Consider the following 25929-nt stretch of genomic DNA (forward strand, 5'->3'; position numbering starts at 1 on the left):
CCGTACCTTGCCCACCCCCGGTGTGTGCCCGCTAGCGACCCGACTCAACCGCAGGCCGCTCCGTGACTAGCTGCGCCGAATGCAACCATCCCCGGCATTGGCTCTGGGTGGCTATCACCGCCTCCGGCGGATACGCCCTCCTTTCCGCGCTCGGCGCAGTGCAACTGGAACAGGTCGCTAGCAGCGCCAATCCGGCGGCGCAGTCCGACGGCCTGGCTATTGCGCTGGCCAACCTGACCGCCCTGCTGCTCTGGGGTGGCATGGTTGCAATGGTTGCCCGCATCCCCGTCACTCGCTGGGTGGCACCGGCGCTGATGCTGGTTCTGGGCATGCTATTTTGCGCAGACCTGGTCGCAATCAGTTTTTTTCACCATCACCTGCCCTGGGCACGGCTGGCTGACCTTAAAAATCTGCCATTTCTGGCCAGCTCCCTAAGCGACTATCTGTCATTCACTACCGCGCTGGCGATTCTGTTCTCTCTGCTCATATCCCTTCTGATAACGCCCCCCGCAGCACCTCTACTGAATCGGCTGTTTCCGTCCCGCCCCCCGGGCTCCCCTTTGATGGCGGTGACCTGCGTAGTCATACTGGTTGCCGTGATGCTGGTGGCCCACGGCACCAAATACCCGAGCCTGCTCGTCTATTGGGCACTTCAGGAACAGCAACGCACTCTCCTGACAGAAGAGGTCGATTACGACCTTGAGCTGTACTCCCTACGTTTTGGCAACCCCGCCGCAGACCACTCAACTGATGAACTGCAAGCCATTCTCGATGCAGCGTCTCTGCGCCCTGAAGCACCTGACCTGGTTCTGATCACGCTGGAGTCTGTCGGTGCCAGCGAGCTATTGAGCGCAGATGGAGAGCTGTCAGCCGAACTTACCCCGCAACTCGCAGCGCTGGGCAAACGCGCTTTGCTGTTCGACCAGCTTTATGTAACGGTCAGCAGCAGCGAACACCAGAATATGGCCATGGTCACCGGCGGCCATCAGCCCACCTACAACCAACCGCAGGAACTCACCACCTACCGCTATCAGGGCCCGTTCCTGGCGCAGCAGCTGCGACAGCAGGGCTATCGTACCGGCCTTTTCAGCGCAGCGGACCTGCGGTTTCGCCATATGGATCACTTCTTTGATCAGGCTGGTTATCAAACTCGTTACGACTTCAGTCAATTATCGCCCAGCAGCCAAGACATCCTGCGTCTCAACAGCTGGGGGGGCGACGACCGCCACTTTATCGACAGCGCCATCAACTGGCTCGATCAGGCTGCGCAGCAAGAACCGGTTTTTCTCCACTACCTCAGCAACGCCCCGCACCATCCGTACAGCCTGCCACAGGACTTGACAGTCAACGACAATCCAGGCGTTAGCGAAAAGCAGCGCTACCTGCGCGCATTAAGGTTCATCGATGCCCAGATTGGCAAACTGGTCACGGCGCTCAAGCGACGGGAGCGGGACACCATCATCCTGGTTACCGGAGATCACCCGCTAGCACGCAATCAGCTGCATAACGATGCCGTGCGCGGATGGCTGATGCTGTATGCCAGCTACAGTCCGCAGCCACTGCGCAGCCGGCGGGTAATTACTCACGCTGATCTCATGCCGACTCTGTTGTCTTTCGGGCGCCTGCCCGTGATTCCACCACTACCCGGCCAGAACCTGTTATCCGCCCAATTTAAGCAACGCATCGTCTACTTCCATGACGGCAACCAGCCTGGCCACTGGGGCCTCAGAGACGGCTCCTGGCTTTACGTTGCCAACCACGGCATCCAATCGCCAGCACTCATTCACCTCAGCAAGCAGGAGTCGGTGCTGGATGACGAGACGCTAAAGTCCCGCATGACAGTCTATGAGCGTCTACTAAGCAACTGGTACCAAAGACAAAATCAGGCCTTTTTGGCACAGCTCGAGGGGTTCGAAGAGACAGGGACACCCATGCCACGCCAGGGGCCGACGCCCCCCGTAACCGGCCACCTGCGCCAAACCGTGCCCCAGATGCCTCCTCGGTTTGACATTGCGCCGGTATTCTCGACCAGAGATCCGATCTATGCCCGCAGCCGCTGGATACGTCCGCGGACAGAACAGTCCGTCGAGATCAGTTGGCTCTCCCCCAGTGGGCAGCAGTTCAGACAACAAACACAGGTCACACCCGACGCCAACCTGCTGACAATGCAACTACCCGCCTCTGCACCGCTGGAATCGGGCCGCTGGACTTTGCGCGTGAGTGGCGACGAGCAGCAGGCAACAACCACCTTTGAAGTCAGCTATACCCAGCCCTCCGCCAACGCCGGAATTCTCAACTTCCTGCAATCGGTCCGGGTTGGCTATCTTGCGCTGAAAACAGAAGAGTTTCTCGGCTACAACCGATTGTCTGACCAGCACAGGTTCACCATAGAAACACGCTGGCACCGGCTTGATCGGGAGCGCCTATTTACCCTGGTACTAGTCTCTCCTTCACTTCAGGCCCACGCCTTTGACGCCCGACTCGCGCCAGGCTGGAACACGTACTACAAACAACTAACTCCGCCCAACACTCTTGAGCACGGCCGTTGGCGGGTGGAAGTATGGGAACACGGGCAGTATCTTGGCAGCGTCGATTTTGACGTGGCGGCGCAACCACCCACTGACGAGGGCCAGCCGTGACCCGCACCACCTTTGCTCTGCTGGCCCTGTATGCGCTGCTGCTGTGTATCTCAGTTCAAGGGCTGGCTCTGATCCTGAACGTCAGTCAAACAGGACCGGCAACGGGATGGCAGCTGCTGTGGGATTCTGACAGTTATCTGTGGCTGAGCTGGGTTAGAGATGCCTGGGAATCAGGCACCCTACCCGCCCAAGCTCAGCCCCGCATCAACCCTCCTGACGGCAGCTCGATCCACTGGAGCCTCCCTTACGCGATGCTTTTGCTCGCTGGCGCAACAATCGGCAACTGGTTCACTGACTTTTCCCAGGCGCTGCACATCTGGGGCATGATCAACGCCCCCCTGCTGCAGTGGGTGCTGATGCTGCTGCTGATTTTCGCTTGCCGCACCTGGAAAGTGGCTCACCTGGCCCTGCTCCTGACCCTGTTCGCCACACTGCGAGGGGTTTATCACCAAACAGCATTAGGGCAAGCGGATCATCATGCACTGCTGCTGATTGGATTCCTGGCGACGTTGTTGATGCTGCGCCGCCTGGCCAAAGAGCCGCGGGCAGGCCTACTTGCATACTACTGCGGGGTCACCAGCGGGTTCGTCGTCTGGATCTCGATCGAATCCTTAGTGCTGGTAGCGGCCTGCAGCCTTTCCTTGTTCTGCTGGTGGCTGAATGGATCGCGCCACGCTATCTCTGACCTGGCTCGCTACGCAACTGCGCTCTGCCTGACCTTAGGGATTGCCGTTATGGCACAACATCCCGTCGAAGGCTGGTTCGAACCACTTTACGACCAGGTGTCTATCGCACAGCTTTGGCTGGGCGCAGCGATCTGGCTGGGCGCGCTACTGCTTGAACGAGTCGATCACCACCGAGCACGCAGCAAAGCGGCCGTTGCCGCCACCATCACCCTGACCCTGGTGGCTGCACTACTGGCTGTTTATCCGGGCTACCTGCAGGGCCCCCACCCCGAGTTATCTCCGCTGGTACAGTTCCTGATGGATGAAAGCAGTCAGGACGAACGCTCTTATTTGGCAAGCGGAACCCTGCTTGGCGGATTGATCGACTTCTTCCCGCTGGCCGTAGCACTGGTTTTTTCATGGGGATTACTGCACACCAACAATGCTGCAAGCCGCCGCAGGGCCGCTCTCTATCTGGTGTTCGCCACGGTGACAGCCATCTACGCACTGCTGCGGTTTCGTGGTCTGGCCATGATGCAGTTGGCCTGCCTCCTGCCTTGGACCGAGGCCGTACTGTGGCTTGGCACTCAGTACCGTCACGGTGCCAGCCGGGCGGTATCCAGCGGTCTGATTGCGGCCACACCATTGCTCCTTGCCAGTATTTCAGGGTTGTCCCTGGTACCCCGTCATCCACCGACATGGGGGTTGGAGCGCGAGGGCTATTGCCGCATGTACGACCTTGCCCAACATCTGCAGCGGAACGCCAGCAGCATGAACGCTGACCGCGGCGCCATCGTTACCTGGCTGTACGACGGCCCCAAATTCCTGTACTACAGCGATTTTTCCATTATCGGCGCACCCTACCATCGCAACGCAGCAGGTATCGAGACAGGCTTTAAGCTTCAGTGGGACAAGGGCATCAGCCCGCAAACCGAACTGCTGGCTCGTCAACATCAGGTGGAATACTTCGCCTACTGCTACAACTATCTCGCGCGCTATCTTCCGCTGCTGGAGCAGTCGCCGCAGTCAACCATCAGTCTGCTTGCCGCGGGCACTCCTCCTCCGTGGTTGACGCCGGTTGAGTTGCCGCTTTCACTACAACGCGATTATCTGCTATACCGCGTCATACCCGAGTAGGGGCCCGACCCGGCTTTATGCTGCACCGAGCAGTTGAGCAAAAATCGCCCTGCGCACTACCACGCCATTGGCCGACTGCTGCCAGTAACAGGCATGAGGATGCTCATCAAATGCAGTCGGCAGTTCATCCATCCGCGCGAAAGAGTGAACAATCAGCGCTTGCGGGGCCAGACGCTCATACGCCTCAAGATCCAGCCGGAAAGCAGGAGCGGTTTGGCCGTAGCTTTCAGGAGCTGCTTCGCGGCTGTGGGTGTAATCGGGCTGCACCACTGGTTCCATGTAAATCACATCGGTACCACCCAGTGCCGCCGACACCGACTCCGCACGCCGCCAGCGCAGCCCCATCGCCCGGGCATCGAGCAAGCGGGCCTGATCTGCCTCCATCTCATCGGGATGGACCAAGGTGACGTCGCAGTCAAACCGGGCCAGCGCGTGCAGCATTGAGTGCATGGTCCGCATTCGCATATCACCAACCAGAAGAAACGAGAGACCTTGTAAACTGCCAAGGCGCTTCCAGATGGTGTACAGGTCGGTCAACACCTGAGTTGGGTGGTCGCCCCAGCCATCACCGCAGTTAATCACCGGAACGCGCACCCAGCGCGCCATCTCCGCTGCGGCCCCCTCCTGAAAGTGGCGCAACGCAATCAGGTCACCGTAGTTTTCCAACATCCGGGCCGTATCCTTGAGGGATTCCTGATAAAAATCACCTGCGCGGGTCATCCGGTGATCGGCAAAGCCGAGCACGCGCCCGCCGCTTTGCCACATGGCGGCTTCGCTGGCCAGCCGGGTACGAGTGCTGGGCTGGTAGAAAGCTGTCACCAGAGTTTTATGACGCAATAACTCAAGCTGGCCGCTAGCACGGTAGTCAGCCTCAAGTTCATCGGCTAGTTCAAACAAGGTCAGATAATCGGCGGGGCGCCAATCGCGTAGGGTTATCAGACTGTCTTCTCGACCAGGCATGGGGCCAAACCTCAGGAGTCAGTTGGACGGGGTGCGGCCAGGTGGCTGGCCAGTTGCTTGCGATCCACTTTGCCCGTGCGACTTTTGGGCAGGGGCGACAGCCATCGAATGACAGAGGGGATCTGCGCCCTCGGCAGTTCTTCGGTTAATGCCGTTATCAACGCCGCGCGCGGGGCAGGCTCGCCCTCCAGGAACAGCGCCAGTCCCTCCACCCTTGAGTCAACGACAGGCCAGGGAATCACCGCAACCTGTTCGCAACCGCTGCAGCGCCGCGCAACCGCTTCAATATGGTCAATCTCCACCCGCATGCCCCGCAGCTGAATCTGGTTGTCGATTCGGCCGAGAAAATGAAAACACCCGCTACGATCGCGGTATCCAAGATCACCACTGCGATACCAACGCAGGTCGCTGTCATCCAAGCAGACGAACGCATCGCGAGAACGTTCCTCATCCCGCCAGTAACCGCTGATAACCTGGGGGCCGCTCACCAGAATTTCGCCCGATTCACCGTCATTGCAGGGTTGCAAGGCAGAATCAACCACTCGCATTACAACACCTGGCAGAGGAAACCCCACCGGTACCGAGTTCCGCTCCGGTGTGACCGCTGTCGGTTCCTGATAGTGAAACGAGGAGCACGCCACCAGAGTTTCCGTTGGCCCGAAGTAGTTATGAACAGAGCTTTGCGGAGCAACGGTACGCCAGCGTTCAGCGATCGTTGGTGTCAGTGTTTCGCCGCCAAACAGGGTATGCTTCAAGGCCGGCAAAGCGATGCCATCGCGCATAGCCAGGGCCGCCAAGGACGGCATACAGTAGAGTACCGTCACCTCATTTCGGGTCAAATATGACCAGGGCAGCAATACCTCGGTTTCACTCATAACCCAGCAGCTGGCGCCCACCGCAAACGCACAAAAAAGATTGATGACCGAGGGGTCAAAGTCCAGTTCGACGTACTGTCCGAAACGGTCAGACGCCGTGAACTGAAAACGCTGCTGCATTCCCCGGCAGAAATGAGTCACGTTGGAATAGGTTGGCGCCACGACTTTAGGCAGGCCGGTGGTGCCAGACGTAAACACCATGTAGGCCAGCCCATCAGGTGCGACCGCTGCGGGAGGCATTAACCCCTCTGCGGGGGTATAGACCTGCGCAGGTTCAGCGATCTGTCGCACCGGTCGTGAGGTCAGTCCTGCCAGACGCGAACACTCGGCGGCGCTGTCGGCAAGGATCAGAGTCGGCTGCAAGCGCTCCAGGAGAGGCGCAATATATGCGTCAGGATAACGGCTCAGCAGAGGAATATAGGTCCCGCCAAGCCACGCTACCGCCAATGTGCCGACATAGGCCGAGACAGACCGGCGACCCACAACCACTACGCGACTGCCGGTTTCGACCCGATCCGTCAACGTGCGCACCTGGTCGCAAACGGCAGTCGCCAACTCGCCATAGCTGAACTGGCACCCAGCGATCGATAAAGCGACCGCTTCGGGGTGCTTCAGCGCATGTCGGTATAGGTTGGAACATAGATTCAGGTTGCCATCATCGGCCATCATTCAGCCCGTTTTCCACCAGCACGACCATCTGATCCAAGGTATCGAAATCCTCCAGTTCGAACGATAACTCATCGAAATACACGCCAAACTCCTGCTCAATGTGCATGACGATAAACAGCACCGCAAGCGAGTCGAGCCGTGCGCTGAGGATTAACGATTCGTCACCGTCAAAGTCCGGGGTATCGCCATATTCCAACAGCCGCTGCTCAATAAACTGCCTGAGTGAAGACCGGATATCCACGTTAGTTCAGCCCAAACAGAGACAATATGAACTTCAGCTGCGATTCGATACTGGTCCCTCGGCGGTGATCCACAAATACAGTGGCCAAACAGAAGAAACCAAGGACAATTACTGGTGTCGCTATACGTCTCTCAAGCCAGCTTTTACGACCACGCCGGCGTTCATTAATGTACTGGGACAGGAAAATACCGTGGGCCAGTATCAGGGTGTAGAGAAAGAATGTCCGGAACTCCCACACGGCGTCCCAGACACCATAGCGAATGGTGCTATCAATTCCTCTGACCAGATGAAACAAAAAGTTGCCGAAGCAGACCGCGAATATAACCGCCAGATACATTCGCAGCCACGGTGGGCAGAACCGCAGGGACAGAAACGCTGGGAAATAAAACAGGTTTACCAATAGCTCTTTAAAGTAGTAATTGTATCGATTCCAGAAGTCCGCAATGCTGCGCGAAGCAACCGGATTAACAGTATTACGCAGCGCGTTGTAGCCCGCCAGTCGCACGATTCCGATCGCCACATGTCCCATCACCGCAGTCCACAACAGATCCTCGATAAAGCGTGCCCCGATTGCCTTCCAGTTGCGCCAGCTATCATCGCATGCAGTTACTGCGCAGTAGTCAAAGGTCCGGAAGTAGTCATCGACATGCAGCCACTGGGGAATCACAATTCCCGTTGCCACCGCCCATGAATCTGCCCCCAGCAGCAACTCCCCCTGGTCACGGACCAGGCGGACATAGCCTCCGAACAACTCGCCGTAACCGTAAAAAGTCGCCTTGAACAACGCGGTAAACAGAACCAGCCAAAGGGCCCAGTAAAGTAGTTTAACCCCCTTCAATTGGCTCACCGCGGCCGCCTCGGCATCTTTCGCTTCGATCCGTTGCAGATAAGCGGCGGCTTTGGGATAGGGGATATCACTCGGCGACCAAAAAGGCAGGGCGTGACTGAGTTGTCGCCACCGACCGGGGAGCGGTCTGTTCCAGTCATGCAGCGTATAAGCACCGAACCAGAAGAAGCGACTCCAGTAGATCAGAAACAGCCACAATACCGCGCGCCAGGGTTCCGCTAACGGCGCATACGAAGCCAAAATAGCGAGTACGGCGTAAAGAATTATGGCCCCGGCCAGCGGACGAATGTTCCAGCGCGGCAACTGGAACAGGAGCGCGTGAATACCACCGATAAGCAGCACTGCCAGCGCCAGGCTGATTAGCGGCGCAACGGCCGACGCAGCCGGACCCAACGCAAATAACTGCAGTTGTTCAGCAATCGCCTGTTCGCCAAACCATTGAAAACCAAAAAGCCAGAACCCAACCGTCGCCAGCGATAGCCACTCTCTTCGATACTGGGGCCATAATATGAACAGAGCCAGAGCCGCCACGGTTGGTAGTGGCCATTGATAATTGAGCAGAACCAGTAGCAGCCAGGCGATGGCGATAAGGACCAACCGCCCGACAAGGGTCTGAGCCGCTGTCAACAGGCGCGGCGAGCGCTCAATAGCCGGCACCAAGGTTAGTTGCATAGGTGTTACGCCCGTCCGCCTGACGAAAGTGAGGCGATTGAAAATTCGCACGAATACTAGGGTTTAACCGGCTAACAAGTCAATTTCGTTAGCCTTTATTCCGGTGCCGAATTACTTTAGTCTGCCCCCTCGTTCCCCCCAGTAACCAGCGACCCCACTACCGTGCCTTCATCGACAGTACTGATTATCGGAGCAGGTCCCGCGGGGCTGACGGCCGCCTATGAGATTGCCAAACAAACATCGTTAACACCGCTGGTAGTCGAAGCTTCATCCCAGATCGGCGGCCTGTCACGGACGGAGGAGCGTGACGGCAATCGTCTGGATATCGGCGGCCATCGCTTTCATAGCAACTCAGCGTGGGTACGCAACTGGTGGCAGCAGTTCATTCCCATCCACGCGGCGGCAACTGATCAACCTCTCGATCACATGCTCGTGCAGCAGCGAAAATCACGTATTTTGTATGCCGGCCGGTTGTTCGATTACCCGCTGTCTCCGACCCCGGCCACCCTTAGCCAACTGGGCTGGACACGTGCCGTAGGATTCCTGTTCAGCTACCTGCACGCATGCTGCCGACCGAGATTGCCGGAGCGCCATCTGGAAGACTTTTTTATCAACCGCTTCGGCGAACGGCTATATCGGACTTTTTTCGCTGACTACACCGAAAAAGTCTGGGGAGTGCCTTGTAGCCAGATCGCTGCCGACTGGGGAGCTGAGCGCGTCAAAGGAATTTCGATCAGCCGGGCCTTGCTCGATAGCATCATTCCCCGTTCCGACGAGCCCAGCCTGACGCGAGAGTTCTGGTACCCGCCTCGAGGACCGGGGCAACTATGGTCGCGGGTCGCCGACGCGATCACCGATAGCGGTGGACAGATACGGCTCAATCACCGACTGGCGCGGCTGACGTTGCGAGGCCAGCGTATCGTCGCAGCCGAAATGGAAACCCCTCGGGGGCGTCAGAGTCTTACCTGCACGGCGGTATTCAGTTCGATGCCGATTTCCCACCTTGTCGGGGCGCTGGAAGCGCACCCGCCTGAAAGCATTCGCCAGCAAGCCAAAGCGCTGCCTTATCGGGACTTCATCACCATCGGGCTACTGCTGGACAAAAAGCTGCTTGATGCCAACTGTCTGGTCGCCACGGCAGAGGACCATTGGATCTATATCCAAGAACCGGGGCTACGGCTGGGCAGGGTGCAACTGTTCCACAACTGGAGCCCCCATCTGGTTGCCGATGCCGACCGTCATTTATGGCTCGGCTTCGAGTATTTCTGCGCTCAAGGCGATGATCTCTGGGAACAGAGCGATGCGGAACTGCGTCGCCTGGCGATCCGTGAGGCCGAGCAGATCAACCTGTTCAATGGTTCAGCGTTGGCAGCGAGCTATCCGATCAGGGTTCCGAAAGCCTATCCGGCCTACACCGGCAATTACCGTCACACGCAGGGCCTGTTCGACTATTTAACAGGAATCGAAAACCTCTCACTGATCGGCCGTAACGGGCGGCACAAGTACGACAATCAGGACGTGGCTATGCTGAGTGCCCGGGATGAGGTTGCCCGCTTGGTTCAGCACTGCAGACCAGCATCGGGCAAAGGGTCAACCCAACTCTAACGGATCAGAGTAAGCAAACCGGCAGTTCACGCAGTAATCTGGCAAACGCCCCTGGCGAAAATCTCGCCGCAGATGCTGACGCCAGGGAGCGTTCCAGCCGCCCTCGGATGCAAACAGTGAGCCATGGTAGGTAGCCAGAGGAGTCACACAGCACGGCCCGACCTGCCCATCCAGCGTTACGACCATGGTTGACCACAATTCGGCGCAGCGTGGTTCTGTGGCCCGCGGCGCGGGCCAGACGATGAACAGCTGCCGCCCGAAGCGTCGTTCGCAACGCCGGCGAAACTCCGTATTGATCAAGTCGCGGCCATCCGCCCCGGCCACTACCCCATTGCCACAGACATACTCGACGAATACGGCCTGCACGCCGGTATCGGCAGCCAACTGCAATGTACGCTCAACTACTGACTCCTGGCCGGCCTCAAACAGCACACCGAGTTTCACCGGCACCACGGGGGTCAGTCGCGGCAGACTGTGCCGCAAAGCGTCTATATCCTCAGGATAAGCACTGACACAGAGCAGGTCCGGCATCACCGCGATCAGTTCCGCAGCACGCTTGGCCAGCAGACGCCCGTTGGTATTGATTGACACCAAGTGCCCACGGTGACGGGCCAGTTGAATCATCGCCGGCAGATCCGGATTGAGTAACGGCTCGCCACCATAAAACGACAGCCGCAGGCTACGTTTCAGATCGGGATGTTCAAGCATCGCGAGGAACGTTGAAACCGACAGGTCCTGCCCCTCCGCAGAGGGGGCAGCAAGTTCGCCGTGATAGTGACAAAAGTTGCAACGCTTGTTGCAGCGGCGACTGGCCCAGACCAGCACATTTATCGGCCCGCAAGGCAGGCAATCTCGCCGAGTCCCTACCCACAGCCGAAACAGGATCAGATTCCACACCTGTCGCCAACGCGCGTGTGGCAACCAGCGCAACAGCAGCCGGAGGTAGAAGCGATAACGACTAACCGACATCCACTGCGCCTCAATACTTCTGATCAACATACTGCTCCGACAACCACCCACATACCCAATTATTGGAGGAGTGGTTACTATTAACCTTTAACACTCGATCACAACGGTGACGGCTATTAACCCCATATCGCCGATTCTCGACCACGCCAGCAAAACACCCGACGCCCTGGCGCTGTTCGTCGATGGACAATATTACACCTACCGCCAGCTGACGGCATTGACCGCAGCCCAGGCCGCCAGGATAAATCAACTGTCAACTGCGCCATCCCGCGTTGCCGTTCTCTGCGCCGGCGGAGCTGAAGCTTACTGCGGAGCGCTGGCTGCTCTCTGGATGGGCGCCACCTATATTCCATTGGCCACCGATACGCCGCTGCCGCAGCTCCGCGATATGCTGACCGACGTGGCGCCGGATCTGCTGCTGACCGATCCGTCCGGAGCTGCTTTATGGCATCGCTTGGATCTGCCTGGTAAACGGCCCCGGCATCTGTCCATCGAGCTGGACCCAACCGGTGACCCGGCACTCGCACCGCCGGTAGCCGGATTCGATACCGATAGCGCAGTGTATGTGGTCTTCACCTCCGGGACTACAGGCCACCCCAAAGGGGTACCAGTGAGTGCCCGTCAACTGACTCATGCCTTGGAGTGTTTTCAGCGCCGCTACGTGATCAAACGCGATGATCGTCTGTCACAGAGTTTCCCGCTAACCTTTGACCTGTCAATGTTCGATCTTTTCATGGCCTGGCAGCAGGGAGCCTCCCTCCATGTTATTCCAGCGCGGCAGCGCCTGGCTCCGGGACCATTCATTCGCCAACAGCAACTAACGCTGTGGTTTTCAGTACCCTCGGTCATTGCATTCATGCACCGGCTGGGACAGCTGAAACCCGACAATCTGGCGACCTTACGCTGGTCTCTGTTTTGCGGCGAAGCGCTGCCGCTAGAGCTGGCTCGTCGCTGGCAAGACGCGGCCCCTGATGCACAGATGGATAACCTTTACGGGCCGGCAGAAGCGACTATCGCCTGTACCGCCAAACGACTTTACGATCTCCACTGCCCTGACTATGAAATGACCATCGGGCAGCCACTTGATGGCACACTGCTGGCGACCATTGGCGAACAGGAGCAGTGGACGCCGCCAGAGATTGGGGGGGAGCTGCTGATATCAGGACCGCAGGTAGTTGATGGCTACTGGGCCCGGGAGGAGGAAACCCAGCATCGATTTACAGTTCGTAAACACCCACAGCTTGGCGCACACCGCTGGTATCGCACCGGCGACTTGGCCCGGTTGGGCGACGACGGAGACTGGCGTTTTCTGGGTCGAGTCGACCGGCAGCTCAAAATTCGCGGAATTCGCACCGAAACCGAGGCGATAGAGCAGCTCGTGCAGCAGCACTCGGGGGCCGATACGGCGGCTATTCTGCCGCTTTACGAGCAGCAGCTATGCGTCGGCGTCGCGGCGTTTGTTACCCCCGTTCCTCTACAACCCGAAGTAGAAGCACGCCGAAAACTGATACGTTCGCTCAAACCCTGCCTTCAGGGCGCGCTGCTGCCTATCCAGGTCCGCTATCTGCCTCAACTCCCTCTTACCCGGCACGGCAAAATCGACTATCGCCAGTTGGCGGCAGTGCTTGACGAGCGCGAAGGCTAACCGCGTAACTGGTGCAAGATACCCGCAGCCTGCCGCCGGGCCATCGCCATCACTGTTGCCTGAGGGTTGGCTCCGGGGTAGCCCGGCAAGCTGGAAGCGTCGCACACCCATAGATCCGGCGCCGTAAAAACCCGCCCCTGGCTATCGACCACGCCCTCGGCGGCGGAGGCGGCCATGTGACAACTGGCGGTCGGATGCAACATCAACAGCTGCGGCTGCCACTGCCGCAGTTCCTGCCCGCTGACAATGGGCAGGTGTGTGGGAGCCAGCATCGGGGCCAACTCTGCAACGGGATAAAGCGCTCTGGCACCACTGGCAGCCAGCAGTCGCGCCAGCGCGTTAACTCCCTCGGCAAGTGCCTGCCAGTCGCTCTCGGCCAGCGGATAACGCACACTGCCAGCGGTCACCTCACCACGGGATTGCGGCGACAGGATCACGCTGAAAACCCCCATATGGCGCCAACGATCAAGCAGGGCTTGCGGGCCGGGGTAAACAGCCAACGCCTGCGCCAACTGGGCCCGATGACTGACGGCGCAACCCAGAGTCAGGCGGGGGGCAAACTCACGCACCTGAACCGCACCGATCGCCCCTCCCGTGTCGTTAACCGGTTGCTCAAACTCCGCCACAATCTTGAGCACCACCGAGCTGTGCAGTCCACGCCCGACATGGGGGCCACCCAACTTGCTACGGCGCAACAATCGCGGTGTCTGGTAGGCGCCTGCGGCCAGCACCACCGCGGCCGCTGAAAGACTCTCACCCTCGGCGCCATCACAACTGACCAACCACCGATCATCCCAGCGCCGAATGTTCTCGACCCGGGCCGCGCTGCACAGCACACCACCGGCTGCCTCGAACCGCGGCAGCAATGTTGTTGCCATCGAACGATAGTCGGAGCGCAATGAAAGAGGCACCGCACTACGCTGAAGACGCCCCAGCGTCTGCCACTGCCAGCCCAGCCGGCTCGCGCCCTGTGCCAGTCGAGTCGACAGCGGACTGCCGTCAGCGGCCGCAAGGTCGAGTCCCAGCTCGGTCTCAAGTGCCGCATAGTGCTCGGTCAGCCCCAAGCCGCAACCCAGGGTCTGCTGCCAACCGGCCAGGATCGATGCTGGCGCGCGCAAATAGAGTGCGCTGTTGACCTCGCTGGCGCCACCGACAGCGCACCCCTCGAGGGTAACCAACGGCGGGCGGCCGGGAATCAGGTCGATCCCGCCCCAGCGCATCCCCTCCAGCATTTCACGCCAGCCGTAAGCCAGTCGGTCGCTCTGCCAGCCCCCCTCTTCCAGTAGCACCGTGTTGATGCCACGCTCAGCAAGATAGGTCGCCACCACCGCCCCGGCGGGCCCAGAGCCCACCACCACCACCTCAGCCCTGCTCGGCACCCGGGCAGGTCTGCGGGCGAGCGGCGCCGCGGCCGGTTCCTGTCCCGCAAACAAGCGCAGCAGCACCAGGCTTTGAATAAACTTGGCCAACAACCTCAGAGGGAACACCCGTCCGCGGCGAGCCCTGCCGAGGTGTGCCCGGAGCGCTGCATCACCGGGGTAACGCACCGCGCACCAGAGCCCCCAAACGCTTAACAACAATCTCAGCCCGGTAGCGCGCCACCATGGCTGACGTTGCAATTGCTGGTCGATGAACTCGGCTGACGCATGGTCATCAGGCAACCGTTCGTCACCGCGATATGAAACGGCATAACATCGACACAGGCGAAGCAAGAACGGCTTCAGCATGACCGGTTCAACATGATAAAAATGCTCTCGACCACAGGCCGGTCCAACCTTTGCCGGCAGACCGCGAAAAATGAGTCATGGTGTTGATTGAACTCCCACTCGCGGGCCATTACCATCGTTCCAAACTGAATGAATAACAACCGCTTGACTGCGCTTATCGCCAGCGCCGCCCACACGCCCCGCCAATGGTCGGGCGATAGGGTATCATCCTATCGAGCTGCGTTCTTTCTCTACCCGCACATTCAGGCGGGGCGACCGGGAGCGGCACTGGACAGGAGATATCTACGCTACCGGTGCCCACGCTGGGAAGCGCCCGGCGGATCAGGGAGTCTGGCAACACAGCCCCTTGAAACCCACTGCACAGCACTTACATATACAGCGGAGACCGTTGCTCCGCGCTGCCAGGCTCATCCACAGACCCCCTGATGGCTGGCAGCAAATGTCGCGGTTACCCACTAACCCTACTTGATGGCGATTTAAGGATGACCAACCAGCAACAGTTTCAGGCTTTGCGCGAATGGCTCCAAACCCAGATTATTGGCCAGCAGGCGCTCACCGATCGTCTGCTGATCGCCCTGCTAGCGGACGGACACCTGCTGGTAGAGGGCGCGCCGGGGCTGGCCAAAACCAAGGCGATTAAAACCTTGGCCATGGCGATTGAGGGGGACTTCCACCGGGTGCAGTTCACCCCCGACCTGCTGCCCGCCGATATCACCGGCAGCGACATCTACCGCCCCGAGACCCACAGTTTCGAGTTTCAGCCCGGGCCGCTATTCCACAACCTGATTCTCGCCGACGAGATCAACCGCGCGCCAGCCAAGGTCCAGTCGGCACTGCTGGAGGCGATGGCGGAGCGGCAGATCAGCATTGGTAAGCAAAGTTACCCGCTGCCGTCTCTATTCCTGGTAATGGCGACCCAGAATCCGATCGAGCAGGAGGGCACCTACCCGCTGCCGGAGGCTCAGTTGGACCGCTTTTTAATGCAGGTGAACGTCGCCTATCCGAACCGCGACGCCGAACTGGCTATTCTGCGGCTGGCACGCCAGGAGGACCGCAACCAGCAGCGTGCCACACCACCGCTGCGTCTTAGCAGCGACGACATTACCGCCGCGCGAGCCGCAGTCCAGGGGCTCTACCTGGCCGAACCGGTGGAGCGCTACATGGTGGAGCTGATTCTTGCCAGCCGCGACCCCGGCCGTTACGCCCCGGAACTGGCACGCTGGATCGAGTACGGCGCCAGCCCCCGGGCTACCATCGCTCTGGAGCGCTGCGCCCGCGCCCATGCCTGGCTCCACGGTCAGGATTACGTCAGTCCCGACAACGTGCAGGCGGTGGCCCACGATGTGTTGCGTCACCGCCTGCTGCTCAGCTTTGAGGCCCAAGCCAATGGCCAGAACAGCGACGCGGTGATTCAGCGTCTGCTGGAACAGGTTCCGGTCAGTTAAGGGGCGCCCCATGAGCCGGCACGCCCTCGCCGATCCGTTCGACCAGCACCGTCTGCACGGGATCTATCCCGCACTGGATGAGCTGGTGGCGCTACACCGCTTTGCCGGGCGCTGTTCGCTGGCGGCGCGCCGAGTCAGCCACAGCCCGCTGGCCGGCGAGTGGCGCACCCACCAGCGCGGCCGTGGCATCGATTTTGACCAGGTACGCGCCTACCAGGCCGGTGACGACATCCGCGCCATCGACTGGCGCGTCACCGCACGGCGCCAAGCCCCGCATACCAAACTTTACCGCGAGGAGCGCGAGCGTCCGGTGCTGCTGGCGGCCGACCTGCGCTCACCGATGTTCTTCGGCAGCCGGGTCTGTTACAAGTCAGTACAAGCCTGCGCAGTGGCCACCCTCTTGAGCTGGATCGCGCTGGCCGGCCGTGACCGAGTGGGCGGGGTGGTCTTTGGCGACGACCAGCACTATGACATCCGCCCCCAACGCAGCCGCCACAGCGTATTGGCGTTGATTCAGCAGCTACAGCAGTTCGCCAGCCGGCTGACCACGCCCTGCCCGATCACACCGGCAGCGCCGCTCAGCCAACTGCTCGACAAACTGCTGCCGACCGCGCACACCGGCGCCGCGCTGTTTATTCTCAGCGACTTTCACGATCTGGATCAACGCTGCGAACAACGGCTGTTCCAGCTCGCCCGTCACAACGATCTCACTCTGATTCAAGTGCGCGACCCGCTGGAGATGAACCTGCCACAGGATCGTTCCCTCTGGGTCAGTGATGGTCAGCGCCGCGTCAACCTGCAAGACCTGCCCCCCCTGCTACAGCAGCAACAGCAACGGGATGACGCCCTGCGCCAACTGTGCCAGCGCCTCGGGCTGCCGCTGCATTCGATCGCTACCGATGACTCCCCGGTGGCCCGCGTGCAGCAACTCTATGGACGCACCCGCAACCCGCGTACCGGAGGCAGGGCATGAATCCGGCCTCGACCTCACTGGAGCAACTGCGCGACATCCATCTGCCGCCGGCGATCGGCTACTGGCCGCCGGCACCCGGCTGGTGGTTGCTCGCCCTGATCGCCCTGGCCGCCCTGGCCGCAGGCTGTTGGTGGGGATGGCGGCGCTACCAACAGCGGCGGTACCGCCGTGAAGCGCTGCGACTGCTGGCTGAGTACCGGCATCGATTTGAGCGCGACCACGATCTGCCAGCTCTGCTGGCGGCGCTGTCGGCGCTGCTGCGGCGCACTGCCCTCAGCGCCTATCCCGCCGCGCAAGTGGCCGGACTGACCGGCAACGACTGGCGCGACTTTCTGCGCCAGCACAGCGGCCTCGCCGAATTCGACACTTCGGTTGGCGAGGCCCTGATCCGCGGCCCCTACCAACCGCAACCCAAGGGCACTGACCACTGCGATGCGAATGCCCTGCTCCATCTCACCGAGCGCTGGATAAAAGCGCACCGGAGGCCATCATGCTGAGTTTTGCCTGGCCGCTGGTGCTGCTGCTGGCACCGCTGCCCTGGCTGGTTTATCACTGGTTGCCGCGCGCCCGACAGGATCAGTCAGCACTGCGCATGCCACTACCGGGGCACCTTGTCGGCGTAGCATCGGCCACCGCCGCCCTGCCGCGTCGCCGGCTGCGCAACCGGCTGCTGTTGCTGGTGCCGGTCTGGCTGTTACTGCTGCTCGCCGCCGCACGCCCGCAGTGGGTCGGCGAGCCACTGCCGCTGGCTCCCTCCGGTCGCGACCTGCTGCTGGCGGTGGATATCTCCGGCAGCATGGCGACCGAAGACATGCCTTTGGATGACGAGCTGGTGGACCGGCTAAGGATCGTCAAGCAGGTGCTGGCGGAGTTCGTCCAGCGCCGCAACGGTGACCGGCTGGGGCTGATTCTGTTTGGTAGCCGCGCCTACACCCAGGTGCCATTGACCTTCGACAGCACCACCTTCGCCCAACTGCTGAATGAAGCCCAAGTGGGGTTTGCCGGCGACCGCACCGCCATCGGAGATGCCATCGGCCTCGCAGTCAAGCGCCTGACCGAACGGCCACAACAGAGCCGGGTGCTGATTCTGCTGACCGATGGGGCGAACACCGCCGGTCAGGTAGAACCGCTGGACGCCGCCAGAGTAGCCGCCGACGCCAAGGTGCGCATCCACACCCTGGGTATAGGCGCCGACGAGATGCTGGTCCGCAGCTTCTTTGGCACCCGCCGGGTCAATCCCTCGGCCGATCTGGACGAAGCGCTGCTAGCGGAGATCGCTACCCGCACCGGTGGCCGCTATTTCCGCGCCCGTGACCCGGCCCAGTTGGCCGAGGTTTATACCGAGCTGGACCGGCTGGAACCGACCCAACAAGAGGCGCAACTGCTACGCCCCCGGCAAGCGCTGTTTCACTGGCCGTTGGCGATCGCGCTGCTGCTCACGCTCGCCTGGACAGGTATACGTTATGCGCGGCAGCTCCAGCCACGTCACGGCCACCCCCACCGGGAGGAAGCCACATGAGCGAGTTCCACCTGCTACGCCCCGAATGGCTGCTACTAGTACTACCGGCGCTGGCGCTGTGGATTGCGCTTTGGCGCCAGCAGGCGCGGGGTAACGGCTGGCAGCGGCTGATCCCGGCCGCGCTGCTACGTCCACTGTTAGAGCGCTCCGGTGCGCCGCGGCGCACGCCACTGCTATTGCTCGGTGCCGGCTGGCTGCTGGCAATCCTGGCTCTGGCGGGGCCTACTTGGGAGCGCTTGCCCCAACCAAGCTATCAGCCGCAAGCAGCACTGGTAATATTGTTTGATCTCTCCCCTTCAATGAACGCCGCCGATCTCAAACCGTCGCGGGTGGTACAGGCCAGGCTGCGGTTGATCGACCTGCTGCGTGAGCGCCGCGAGGGCCAGACCGCGCTGGTCGTCTACGCCGGTGACGCTCACGTAGTCACCCCGCTGAGCAGCGACCGCCAGACCCTGTTGGCGCTGGTGCCGACGCTATCGCCAGAAATCATGCCGCTGCGCGGTAGCCAGGTGGAAGCCGCAGTGGAACGCGCACTGCAACTGCTGCAACGCAGTGGCCATAATGAGGGCGACCTGCTACTGATCACCGATGGCGTTGCCGCCAGCGCCAGCGCCGTCATCCATAACCTGCTCAACGACAGCCCCTACCGGCTGTCGATCCTGGGTGTCGGCACCCCGAGCGGAGCCCCGGTGCCGCTGAATAACGGCAGTTTCGCCACCGATCGTGCCGGCAACACTGTATTGGCCCGGCTCGACAGTGCCCCGCTGGCGGAGCTGGCCGCCGCTAATGGTGGCATCTACCGGACGTTGACGCCCGCAGCCACTGAACTGGCCGATTTTGCCACCCAGTTCGCGCCACGACTGAGCAGCCAGAACGCGTTGCAACCGCAGAAGCAGGACCACACGTTCGATCAGTGGCAAGAGACCGGGCCCTGGTTACTACTGGCGCTGCTACCGCTGGCGGCGCTCGGATTCCGTCGTGGCTGGCTGCTGGGCTTGGCACTGTTGGTCACCCTGCCGCTCGCCGCTCCGCCCACCGCCCTGGCCGCTGATAACAACGACTCAGCAACGGCTCCGCCGCCACCCGGCTGGTGGCAACAGTTATGGCGAACCGATGATCAACTGGCCCGGGAACGCTTCAGCCAACAACAGTACGGCCCCGCCGCCGAACTGTTCCGGCAACCCGCCTGGCAGGGTAGCGCCTATTACCGCGATGGTGACTATGCCGCCGCGGCCGACGCCTATCGCCGCGCCCTTGAGGCCGCCCCCAGTGCTGACAGTCACTACAATCTGGGCAACGCCCTGGCCCGTAGCGGCGACATGCAGGCCGCGCTGGACGCCTACGAGCAGGCGTTGCAACAGCAGCCCGAGCATGCCGACGCCCAAGCAAACCGCGCACTGGTGGAGGAGCTTTTAAAACAACAGAACGAACAGGATCAGCAGGATCAGCAGGATCAGCAGGATCAGCAGGATCAGCAGGATCAGCAGGATCAGCAGGATCAGCAGGATCAGCAGGATCAGCAGGATCAGCAGGATCAGCAGGACAAGGCTAGCGGCGCTCGTAACCAAAACAACCCGCCAACGCCACCCAGCGACAACAACGACGATCAGCAACAGCAGCAGGGCAGCCATCAGCCAGATGAGTCGACCGATGGCGAGCGCAACCCGGAGGAGCCGCCCGTCGAGGAGCACACGCAGGAGCAGTCACCTGAACGCAACCAGCACCAGGAGTCACCATCTTCCTCTGAGGCCAAAGACAGTGATTCCCCGAGTGCAGATACCACGGCGCAACCAGCTGGCGAATCGCCGCGCCCCGAGGAGCTGGAGCGCTGGCTCAGACAGCTGCCGGATGACCCCGGTGGGCTGCTAAAACGTAAATTCGAGTATGAATACCGGCAAAAACTGGAGGCCTACCGTCAGGGCCGCTGGACGCCGCCGGAGGAGACACGATGGTAACCGCCCTTCAACCCGTCAGAGACTGGCTGCTGCCTGCGCTGTTGATCCTGCTGAATACGCTGGTCGCAGTCACGGCACAGGCTGCCAGCCTCAGCGCCAGCGTTGATCGCAACCAACTGGCGCTGGACGAAACCCTCACCCTGACCCTGCGCTATGATTCGCGCGATATCAGCGGCCAGCCCGACCTCAGCCCTCTGGAGCCTTTCTTCGACATCCTTGGCCAAAGCCAAAGTCGCCAACTGCGCATCATCAACGGCCAGAGCGAATCCTTCACCCAGTGGCAGATCAGCCTGGCACCAAAAATGGAGGGGCGCATTCTGGTGCCTGCATTTGAGCTCGGCGGTGCTCGCAGCCAACCCTTTGAGGTGCAGGTGAGGGCTCCGGCGGTCAGCCCCAACCGGGCCGGCGGTGACACCTTTATGGAGCGGATCGTCGAGCCGGAATCCGCCTACCCGGGCCAACAGCTGCGCGTACGGATTCGGCTAAACACCGCCGTTGGCTTATCGGATCTGCAGCTGACACCGCTAGAGGTAGACGGCGCCAAGCTGCTGCAGCTGGAGGATCGTCAGTACCAGCGCAGCGTTAACGGCCGTCCCTATCTGGTGTACGAAAAGAACTACGCCCTGTTTCCGCAGCAGGAAGGCCCGTTGACCCTGCCGGCACAGGCGCTGACCGCTGTTAAAGGTGCCAGCCGCTCGCTGTTCGACCGCAACCCTGGCCAACGGGTGCGGTTGCACCAGCAACCACAAACCATCGAGATACAGCCCGCGCCGGTTAGTTCCGACTGGCTACCTGCCGAGGCGCTACGTCTCGAACAAAGTGTGATCGGTAACGGCACAGCCCGGGTGGGCGAACCGGTAACTCTGCAACTCAAACTGGTCGCCGAAGGTGCCGATCCGGCCCGGCTACCGCTGCTGACCCCACCCGACCTGGCCAACGTCAAGGTCTACCCGGAACCCGCCGAAGATGACCAGCAACTCAGCGCCAACGGCGTGATCACCGTGCGCAGCCAGCGCTTCGCGCTGGTGCCAACCCAACCCGGCACACTCACCCTGCCAGCCCTGCGCCAACGCTGGTGGAACAGCCAGCGACAGCAGTTCGAAACCGCCGAGTCACTGGCGCTGGAGCTAGAGGTTCAGCCGGGAACCGGACAAGCGAACAACGCCACTGCGCCCGTCGCACCAAGCCGAGCGCCAGCAACTTCGGTGGCCGAGGTGGCTCAGATGACCAAAACCGCACCTGCAGCGGCCCCCGTCAGCACCACCAGTTCCCCTCCGCAGCAACAATCTTCGCAAGCCGGCTGGTGGCTTTGGAGCCAGCTAATCTGGGCTCTGCTCTGTGGCGTTCTCGGCTGGGGCTGGTGGCGCGCCCGGCAACGGCAACCGCTACCCTCCCCTCAGCCCTCGGCGGAAACCAGCCCCCAAGCCGACAGCCACGCCACCGAACAGCAACTGCGCGCAGCCTGCAGCGCACAAGATCCCGCTGCCGTCCGGCAAGCGATTCGGGCCTATGCCCAAGCCACCAGACTGGTTCCGGCACCGGTCACGCTAACGGCACTCATGGCATTGGCTGCCGGCGAACTGCGAACGCAACTGGAGCGGCTGGATCAGGCACTGTATGCACCGGATGCGGCACCTGCTGTGAACTACGAGGCGTTGCTGCAACAGCTGCTCAAACTAACACCACGAGCAACCGCTGCAACCAAGGCTGACACACTGCAACCGCTCTACCGCTAATTAACCCACTCCGGGGCGGCGATCCGTGGTATCGGTTGCTGTTGTGCTCACCAGAGCCGAACTGCGAATGGTCGGGTGCGGCACCGTCGAGCAGTTAAAAGAATTGAAGCCTGAGATCAATGCTGCTTAGTCAGAATCTTGCTGTCTTCGTTGAGGATATGGTCGCGAACCCAGCCCCGCAGAAAGCTAAGCATCTGCAGAGTGAGCACCACCTGCCCCTGTTTGGCGCGGTCTCGTACCTCACGCACCTGTTCTAGCAGGCGCTGGTGTTCAGCCCTGTGTGAGCCAAATTCGGGGTGACGCAGCTGCCGCATCAGCGCCTCTTCATCCCGAAAGTGGGTTTCGATATGGTCCACCAAGCCGATGAACATTCGGTTTAGTTGTTCAGCGCCGGCCTCAGCGATGAAGGCATCACACATGGCGTTGTATTCAGCGAATAACGCCTGATGCTGGGCATCGATGGCGGCAATACCCAACTCAAGTGCCGGTTCCCAAGACAGCGGTTCGAGGTTCGTCATGTTGCGTTCGCCGGTAGAATCTTTTGTGCAACGATAACCAATTGGCCGGGCAAGAGAAAAGTATCCAAAGTGATAAACAGCCAGACTGATCTCGCCGGCTACCTGCCGATTCATCGGCGCAACCAGTTAAACCACCATCAACCCACCACTTGCTGCTGCCAGCTGCTGCAACCGCTGCCGCAACAGCGCTATGAATTCCTTGCCCAGTTGTGACTGCGAGCGGGTAACCGGGTAAAGAATGTTGTAATTGAACGGAATCATCGGCTCAAACGGCTTGACCACCAGCCCACGCGCTGCGTAGTTGATGGCGGTAGCCGGATCGACCAGCGAGACTCCGCCACCGGCGAGCACATAGGCGCACGCCACATGGGAGACCTGAGTATCAAACAGTAACTTGCGCTGTACCCCGGCTTTTTCAAACACCTCGTCGACCTGGTAGCGCACACTCTGCTCAGTGCCCAGCGAGACAAACTGCTCGCCCTCAAGATCCGCGGGCACGATCACCGCTTTGGTGGCCAACCGGTGCCCCGGCGGCAGTGCACAGAGCAAGGCGCTGCTGGCCAGTTCGCGGACCTCGATGGCGGGATCAGAGACTTTGATCGCAGAGATGCCGATATCAAAGTGCTGGTTGGCGATCCAATCCGCCACCTGCTGCGAGCTGCGCACCTGCAGGGTCACGGCAACGCCGTCGTGGCGTGCCATAAATTCGCTCACTACCTGCGGCAGAAAGTCCTGCGCCAGCGCCGGCATGCAGACGATCCGCAGCGTACCGCGGTGAAACACCTTCAACTCCTCTGCGGTACGCGCCAGCTTTTCTATCCCGACGAAAGACTTTTCCACCTCTTCGAACAGGATCATCGCTTCCGGTGTCGGCACCAGCCGCTTTTTCTGCCGTTCAAACAGTTGCACCCCGACACTCTGCTCAAAATCACTGAGCAAACGGCTGACCGCTGGTTGGGATACATACAAGATCTCTGCCGCGCCGGTGGTGGTGCCTGCGATCATCACCGCGCGGAACGCCTCCACTTGCCTGAAACTGATCCGCGCCATCGGCGGTCCTCCCTAGGTTATGCGCTGAGTGTCATTGCCCCGAGGGCTCAGACCATATAACACCATATTATCAACTACGCAAAACAAACGATTTGATGTTATTTGTACAGATCACCAAACTAATCCCATACCGAAGTGAGGCTTTCTACACTCAGAACGCCTCGTGAAGCCTCCAATAAAGAGATAAAAAAATGGAGAAGCTCTTTCGCTATACGCTAGCGCTGTTGATCAGCACCGTGGCCGGATTCCAGTTCGTCCAGGTGATCACGCGTTATGTGTTTGAAACCCCAGTGATGGGGCTGGAAGAGGTAGCGGTGATCCCTACCCTCTGGCTCTACATTCTGGGTGCCGTTAACGCCTCCCGCGAAGACACTCAGATTCGTGCCAACGTGCTGGAGATCTTTTTAAGCACCGAACGCGCGCGCCGTATTCTGTTGCTGGTATCGGAAACCTGTAGCTTGGTGATCTCGGTCTGGCTGACCAGCTGGGCTTGGGATTACTTCCGCTACGCCCTGCGGGTGAGCAAGGAAACACCCACCCTCTATCTGCCAACGATCATCTACGAATCAGCGCTCTTTCTCGGGCTCGCCGCAATGACGCTTTACACCGCCTGGCACCTGTTTGGTCACCTGCGCAAGCTGCTCAAGGGCGGCACCGAGCTCAACGCCCCGATTGATCACGAACACCCCCATACCAGCGAACTGGACGAGTTCCAGTTGCTTGAGCGCACCGAGGACAAGAACCATGGTTGAGATAGCCCTACTCGCTTTTCTGGTGCTGGTATTTCTGCTCAGCCTGGGCGTGCCGCTGCCCTATTGCTTTGGTGCCGGCCTGATGGTGATGACCCTGGTAGGCGACGCCACCATGAAAGGGATGATGCTGTGGGGCTTCAGCCAACTGACCAACCCGGTGCTGCTGGCGATTCCACTGTTCGTATTCGCCGGCACCATCATGAGCGTCAGCGGTATCGCCGCCAGTCTGCTGAAATTCGTTAACGTCTTTGTCGGCCGTATCCGTGGCGGTCTGGGTGTGGTCGCCTCGGTCAGTTGCGCCATTATCGGCGCCATCTCCGGCTCCGGCCTCACCGGCATTGCCGCTATCGGCCCGCTGCTGATTCCGGAGATGGAGCGCAAGGGCTACCCCCGTGCCTATGCCACCGCACTGATCGCCAACTCCTCCGTGCTGGGGCTGCTGATTCCGCCGAGCGTCACCATGATCGTTTACGGCTGGGTTACCGAAACCTCGATTCTGGCCAGCTTTCTCGCCACTCTTGGCCCGGGTCTGCTGATCATGCTCAACTTTGCCATCGTCAACCTGATCATGGCCCGCAAGTTCCCGCTGATACTGGATCAGCAGCTCGAATTCGGCGAGTTGATGAAGCAGGCCGGACGCAACACCGTGCATGCCATTCCTGCGCTGTTGATGCCGGTGATCATCCTCGGCGGCATCTATGGCGGCGTCATGACCCCGACGGAAGCGGCTGCAGTGGCGGTTATCTACGCGCTGCCGGTTGGCTTCATGGTCTACAAGGGGCTCAGCTGGCGCTCGTTCCTGGAAGCGGGCAAAGAGTCGGCAACCGCCGTCGGCGCCATTCTGATCATGATCCTGTTCAGCCTGATGCTGAGTCAGATCTTCGTGATGGAGGATATTCCCCAGGCATTGGTGGAGGCGATCTTCGAGATCACCTCTGACAAGACCACGCTGTTGCTGCTGGTGACTCTGTTTCTGTTCCTGATCGGCATGGTGGTTAACGACATCACCGCCATCATCCTCACCGCACCGCTTTTGATGCCGTTGATGGAGGCGCTGGGCGTCAGCCCGATTCAGTTCGCCGCCATCATGGGTGTGACCACTGCCATGGGCGGCGTTACCCCACCTTACGCCAGCATCCTCTATCTGGGTGCCCGTATCGGCAACGTCAAATTCACCGAGATTATCAAGCCAGCGATGCTGCTGCTGCTGTTCGGCTACCTGCCGGTGGTGGCGCTGGTGCTGATCTGGCCTGAGCTGTCCGAATTCATCCCCCAGATGCTGGGGTACTAAATGCACTGACGATTTTCCTTCGGGAAACCTAAAAAAATA

General features: G+C 60.5%; 20 protein-coding genes. 12 read left to right on the forward strand and 8 right to left on the reverse strand.

Annotated elements, in window-relative coordinates:
• The first annotated feature begins 62 nt into the window (after positions 1 to 62).
• Both JJQ76_RS04485 and JJQ76_RS04490 read left to right on the forward strand, forming a co-directional pair.
• A complete protein-coding gene (locus tag JJQ76_RS04485) occupies positions 63 to 2639 on the forward strand; it encodes a sulfatase-like hydrolase/transferase (RefSeq protein WP_210395527.1) in 2577 nt (858 codons plus the stop codon).
• On the forward strand, positions 2636 to 4441 hold the full coding sequence (locus JJQ76_RS04490; protein WP_210395528.1) for a hypothetical protein: 1806 nt from the start codon (positions 2636 to 2638) through the stop codon (positions 4439 to 4441). Before JJQ76_RS04485 ends, JJQ76_RS04490 begins: the two co-directional genes overlap by 4 nt.
• A gap of 15 nt (positions 4442 to 4456) precedes the next feature.
• Here JJQ76_RS04490 and JJQ76_RS04495 read toward each other — a convergent pair whose 3' ends face one another.
• Genes JJQ76_RS04495 through JJQ76_RS04510 form a run of 4 tightly spaced genes read right to left on the reverse strand, consistent with a single transcriptional unit; the run spans position 4457 to position 8705 of the window.
• Positions 4457 to 5401, reverse strand: a complete 945-nt coding sequence (locus JJQ76_RS04495; protein ID WP_210395529.1) for an aspartate/ornithine carbamoyltransferase family protein — start codon at positions 5399 to 5401, stop codon at positions 4457 to 4459.
• 11 nt (positions 5402 to 5412) lie between these two features.
• A complete protein-coding gene (locus JJQ76_RS04500; protein ID WP_210395530.1) occupies positions 5413 to 6945 on the reverse strand; it encodes an AMP-binding protein in 1533 nt (510 codons plus the stop codon).
• Positions 6932 to 7186, reverse strand: coding sequence for a phosphopantetheine-binding protein (locus tag JJQ76_RS04505; RefSeq protein WP_210395531.1), 255 nt, complete (start codon positions 7184 to 7186; stop codon positions 6932 to 6934). The genes JJQ76_RS04500 and JJQ76_RS04505 overlap by 14 nt, the downstream gene beginning before the upstream one ends.
• Position 7187: 1 nt before the next feature.
• Positions 7188 to 8705, reverse strand: a complete 1518-nt coding sequence (locus tag JJQ76_RS04510; protein ID WP_210395532.1) for a hypothetical protein — start codon at positions 8703 to 8705, stop codon at positions 7188 to 7190.
• 162 nt (positions 8706 to 8867) lie between these two features.
• Between JJQ76_RS04510 and JJQ76_RS04515 the strand changes: the two genes are divergently transcribed.
• Positions 8868 to 10310 (forward strand): FAD-dependent oxidoreductase, encoded by a 1443-nt coding sequence (locus tag JJQ76_RS04515; RefSeq protein WP_210395533.1) that lies wholly within the window; start codon positions 8868 to 8870, stop codon positions 10308 to 10310.
• On the opposite strand, the gene JJQ76_RS04520 is transcribed toward JJQ76_RS04515, so the two are convergent.
• Positions 10296 to 11309, reverse strand: a complete 1014-nt coding sequence (locus JJQ76_RS04520) for a radical SAM protein (RefSeq protein ID WP_210395534.1) — start codon at positions 11307 to 11309, stop codon at positions 10296 to 10298. The two genes, JJQ76_RS04515 and JJQ76_RS04520, sit on opposite strands and share 15 nt — an antisense overlap.
• Before the next feature lie 76 nt (positions 11310 to 11385).
• Here JJQ76_RS04520 and JJQ76_RS04525 point away from each other — a divergent pair, with 76 nt between their 5' ends.
• The gene (locus JJQ76_RS04525; protein ID WP_210395535.1) at positions 11386 to 12924 is read left to right on the forward strand and encodes an amino acid adenylation domain-containing protein; all 1539 of its coding nucleotides are present in this window, start codon (positions 11386 to 11388) and stop codon (positions 12922 to 12924) included.
• Here JJQ76_RS04525 and JJQ76_RS04530 read toward each other — a convergent pair.
• Positions 12921 to 14651 carry an FAD-dependent oxidoreductase gene (locus tag JJQ76_RS04530; protein ID WP_210395536.1) on the reverse strand — a complete coding sequence of 577 codons (1731 nt, stop codon included), beginning with the start codon at positions 14649 to 14651 and terminating at the stop codon, positions 12921 to 12923. The genes JJQ76_RS04525 and JJQ76_RS04530 overlap by 4 nt on opposite strands.
• Before the next feature lie 482 nt (positions 14652 to 15133).
• On the opposite strand from JJQ76_RS04530, the gene JJQ76_RS04535 reads away from it, so the two are divergent.
• From JJQ76_RS04535 to JJQ76_RS04560, 6 genes are read left to right on the forward strand one after another with little or no spacing between them, the layout of a single operon-like run.
• On the forward strand, positions 15134 to 16096 hold the full coding sequence (locus tag JJQ76_RS04535; RefSeq protein WP_210395537.1) for an AAA family ATPase: 963 nt from the start codon (positions 15134 to 15136) through the stop codon (positions 16094 to 16096).
• A 10-nt stretch (positions 16097 to 16106) separates the two neighbouring features.
• On the forward strand, positions 16107 to 17069 hold the full coding sequence (locus JJQ76_RS04540) for a DUF58 domain-containing protein (RefSeq protein ID WP_210395538.1): 963 nt from the start codon (positions 16107 to 16109) through the stop codon (positions 17067 to 17069).
• Positions 17066 to 17566 (forward strand): DUF4381 domain-containing protein, encoded by a 501-nt coding sequence (locus JJQ76_RS04545; RefSeq protein WP_210395539.1) that lies wholly within the window; start codon positions 17066 to 17068, stop codon positions 17564 to 17566. The genes JJQ76_RS04540 and JJQ76_RS04545 overlap by 4 nt, the downstream gene beginning before the upstream one ends.
• On the forward strand, positions 17560 to 18588 hold the full coding sequence (locus JJQ76_RS04550) for a vWA domain-containing protein (protein WP_210395540.1): 1029 nt from the start codon (positions 17560 to 17562) through the stop codon (positions 18586 to 18588). Before JJQ76_RS04545 ends, JJQ76_RS04550 begins: the two co-directional genes overlap by 7 nt.
• Positions 18585 to 20543 carry a vWA domain-containing protein gene (locus tag JJQ76_RS04555; protein WP_210395541.1) on the forward strand — a complete coding sequence of 653 codons (1959 nt, stop codon included), beginning with the start codon at positions 18585 to 18587 and terminating at the stop codon, positions 20541 to 20543. The genes JJQ76_RS04550 and JJQ76_RS04555 overlap by 4 nt, the downstream gene beginning before the upstream one ends.
• The gene (locus JJQ76_RS04560; RefSeq protein ID WP_210395542.1) at positions 20537 to 22279 is read left to right on the forward strand and encodes a BatD family protein; all 1743 of its coding nucleotides are present in this window, start codon (positions 20537 to 20539) and stop codon (positions 22277 to 22279) included. Before JJQ76_RS04555 ends, JJQ76_RS04560 begins: the two co-directional genes overlap by 7 nt.
• Before the next feature lie 116 nt (positions 22280 to 22395).
• Here JJQ76_RS04560 and JJQ76_RS04565 read toward each other — a convergent pair whose 3' ends face one another.
• Both JJQ76_RS04565 and JJQ76_RS04570 read right to left on the reverse strand, forming a co-directional pair.
• Positions 22396 to 22797, reverse strand: a complete 402-nt coding sequence (locus JJQ76_RS04565) for a bacteriohemerythrin (RefSeq protein WP_210395543.1) — start codon at positions 22795 to 22797, stop codon at positions 22396 to 22398.
• Positions 22798 to 22923: 126 nt separating this feature from the next.
• Positions 22924 to 23847 carry a LysR substrate-binding domain-containing protein gene (locus JJQ76_RS04570; protein WP_210395544.1) on the reverse strand — a complete coding sequence of 308 codons (924 nt, stop codon included), beginning with the start codon at positions 23845 to 23847 and terminating at the stop codon, positions 22924 to 22926.
• 191 nt (positions 23848 to 24038) lie between these two features.
• Between JJQ76_RS04570 and JJQ76_RS04575 the strand changes: the two genes are divergently transcribed.
• Both JJQ76_RS04575 and JJQ76_RS04580 read left to right on the forward strand, forming a co-directional pair.
• Positions 24039 to 24599: a TRAP transporter small permease gene (locus JJQ76_RS04575; protein WP_210395545.1), complete on the forward strand. Its 561-nt coding sequence runs from the start codon at positions 24039 to 24041 to the stop codon at positions 24597 to 24599.
• Positions 24592 to 25890 carry a TRAP transporter large permease gene (locus JJQ76_RS04580; protein WP_210395546.1) on the forward strand — a complete coding sequence of 433 codons (1299 nt, stop codon included), beginning with the start codon at positions 24592 to 24594 and terminating at the stop codon, positions 25888 to 25890. The genes JJQ76_RS04575 and JJQ76_RS04580 overlap by 8 nt, the downstream gene beginning before the upstream one ends.
• Positions 25891 to 25929: the final 39 nt, after the last annotated feature.

Origin of the sequence: Motiliproteus sediminis (assembly GCF_017912535.1) — a bacterium.
Classification (GTDB): Bacteria; Pseudomonadota; Gammaproteobacteria; order Pseudomonadales; family Balneatricaceae; genus Motiliproteus; species Motiliproteus sediminis.

Coding starts and splice junctions, on each gene's coding strand:
- JJQ76_RS04495 (WP_210395529.1), bottom strand. CDS start 5,401: ATGCCTGGTCGAGAAGACAGTCTGATAACCCTACGCGATTGGCGCCCC.
- JJQ76_RS04560 (WP_210395542.1), top strand. CDS start 20,537: ATGGTAACCGCCCTTCAACCCGTCAGAGACTGGCTGCTGCCTGCGCTG.
- JJQ76_RS04570 (WP_210395544.1), bottom strand. CDS start 23,847: ATGGCGCGGATCAGTTTCAGGCAAGTGGAGGCGTTCCGCGCGGTGATG.
- JJQ76_RS04550 (WP_210395540.1), top strand. CDS start 17,560: ATGCTGAGTTTTGCCTGGCCGCTGGTGCTGCTGCTGGCACCGCTGCCC.
- JJQ76_RS04565 (WP_210395543.1), bottom strand. CDS start 22,797: ATGACGAACCTCGAACCGCTGTCTTGGGAACCGGCACTTGAGTTGGGT.
- JJQ76_RS04535 (WP_210395537.1), top strand. CDS start 15,134: ATGACCAACCAGCAACAGTTTCAGGCTTTGCGCGAATGGCTCCAAACC.
- JJQ76_RS04530 (WP_210395536.1), bottom strand. CDS start 14,651: ATGCTGAAGCCGTTCTTGCTTCGCCTGTGTCGATGTTATGCCGTTTCA.
- JJQ76_RS04545 (WP_210395539.1), top strand. CDS start 17,066: ATGAATCCGGCCTCGACCTCACTGGAGCAACTGCGCGACATCCATCTG.
- JJQ76_RS04555 (WP_210395541.1), top strand. CDS start 18,585: ATGAGCGAGTTCCACCTGCTACGCCCCGAATGGCTGCTACTAGTACTA.
- JJQ76_RS04540 (WP_210395538.1), top strand. CDS start 16,107: ATGAGCCGGCACGCCCTCGCCGATCCGTTCGACCAGCACCGTCTGCAC.
- JJQ76_RS04510 (WP_210395532.1), bottom strand. CDS start 8,705: ATGCAACTAACCTTGGTGCCGGCTATTGAGCGCTCGCCGCGCCTGTTG.
- JJQ76_RS04500 (WP_210395530.1), bottom strand. CDS start 6,945: ATGATGGCCGATGATGGCAACCTGAATCTATGTTCCAACCTATACCGA.
- JJQ76_RS04520 (WP_210395534.1), bottom strand. CDS start 11,309: ATGTTGATCAGAAGTATTGAGGCGCAGTGGATGTCGGTTAGTCGTTAT.
- JJQ76_RS04575 (WP_210395545.1), top strand. CDS start 24,039: ATGGAGAAGCTCTTTCGCTATACGCTAGCGCTGTTGATCAGCACCGTG.
- JJQ76_RS04580 (WP_210395546.1), top strand. CDS start 24,592: ATGGTTGAGATAGCCCTACTCGCTTTTCTGGTGCTGGTATTTCTGCTC.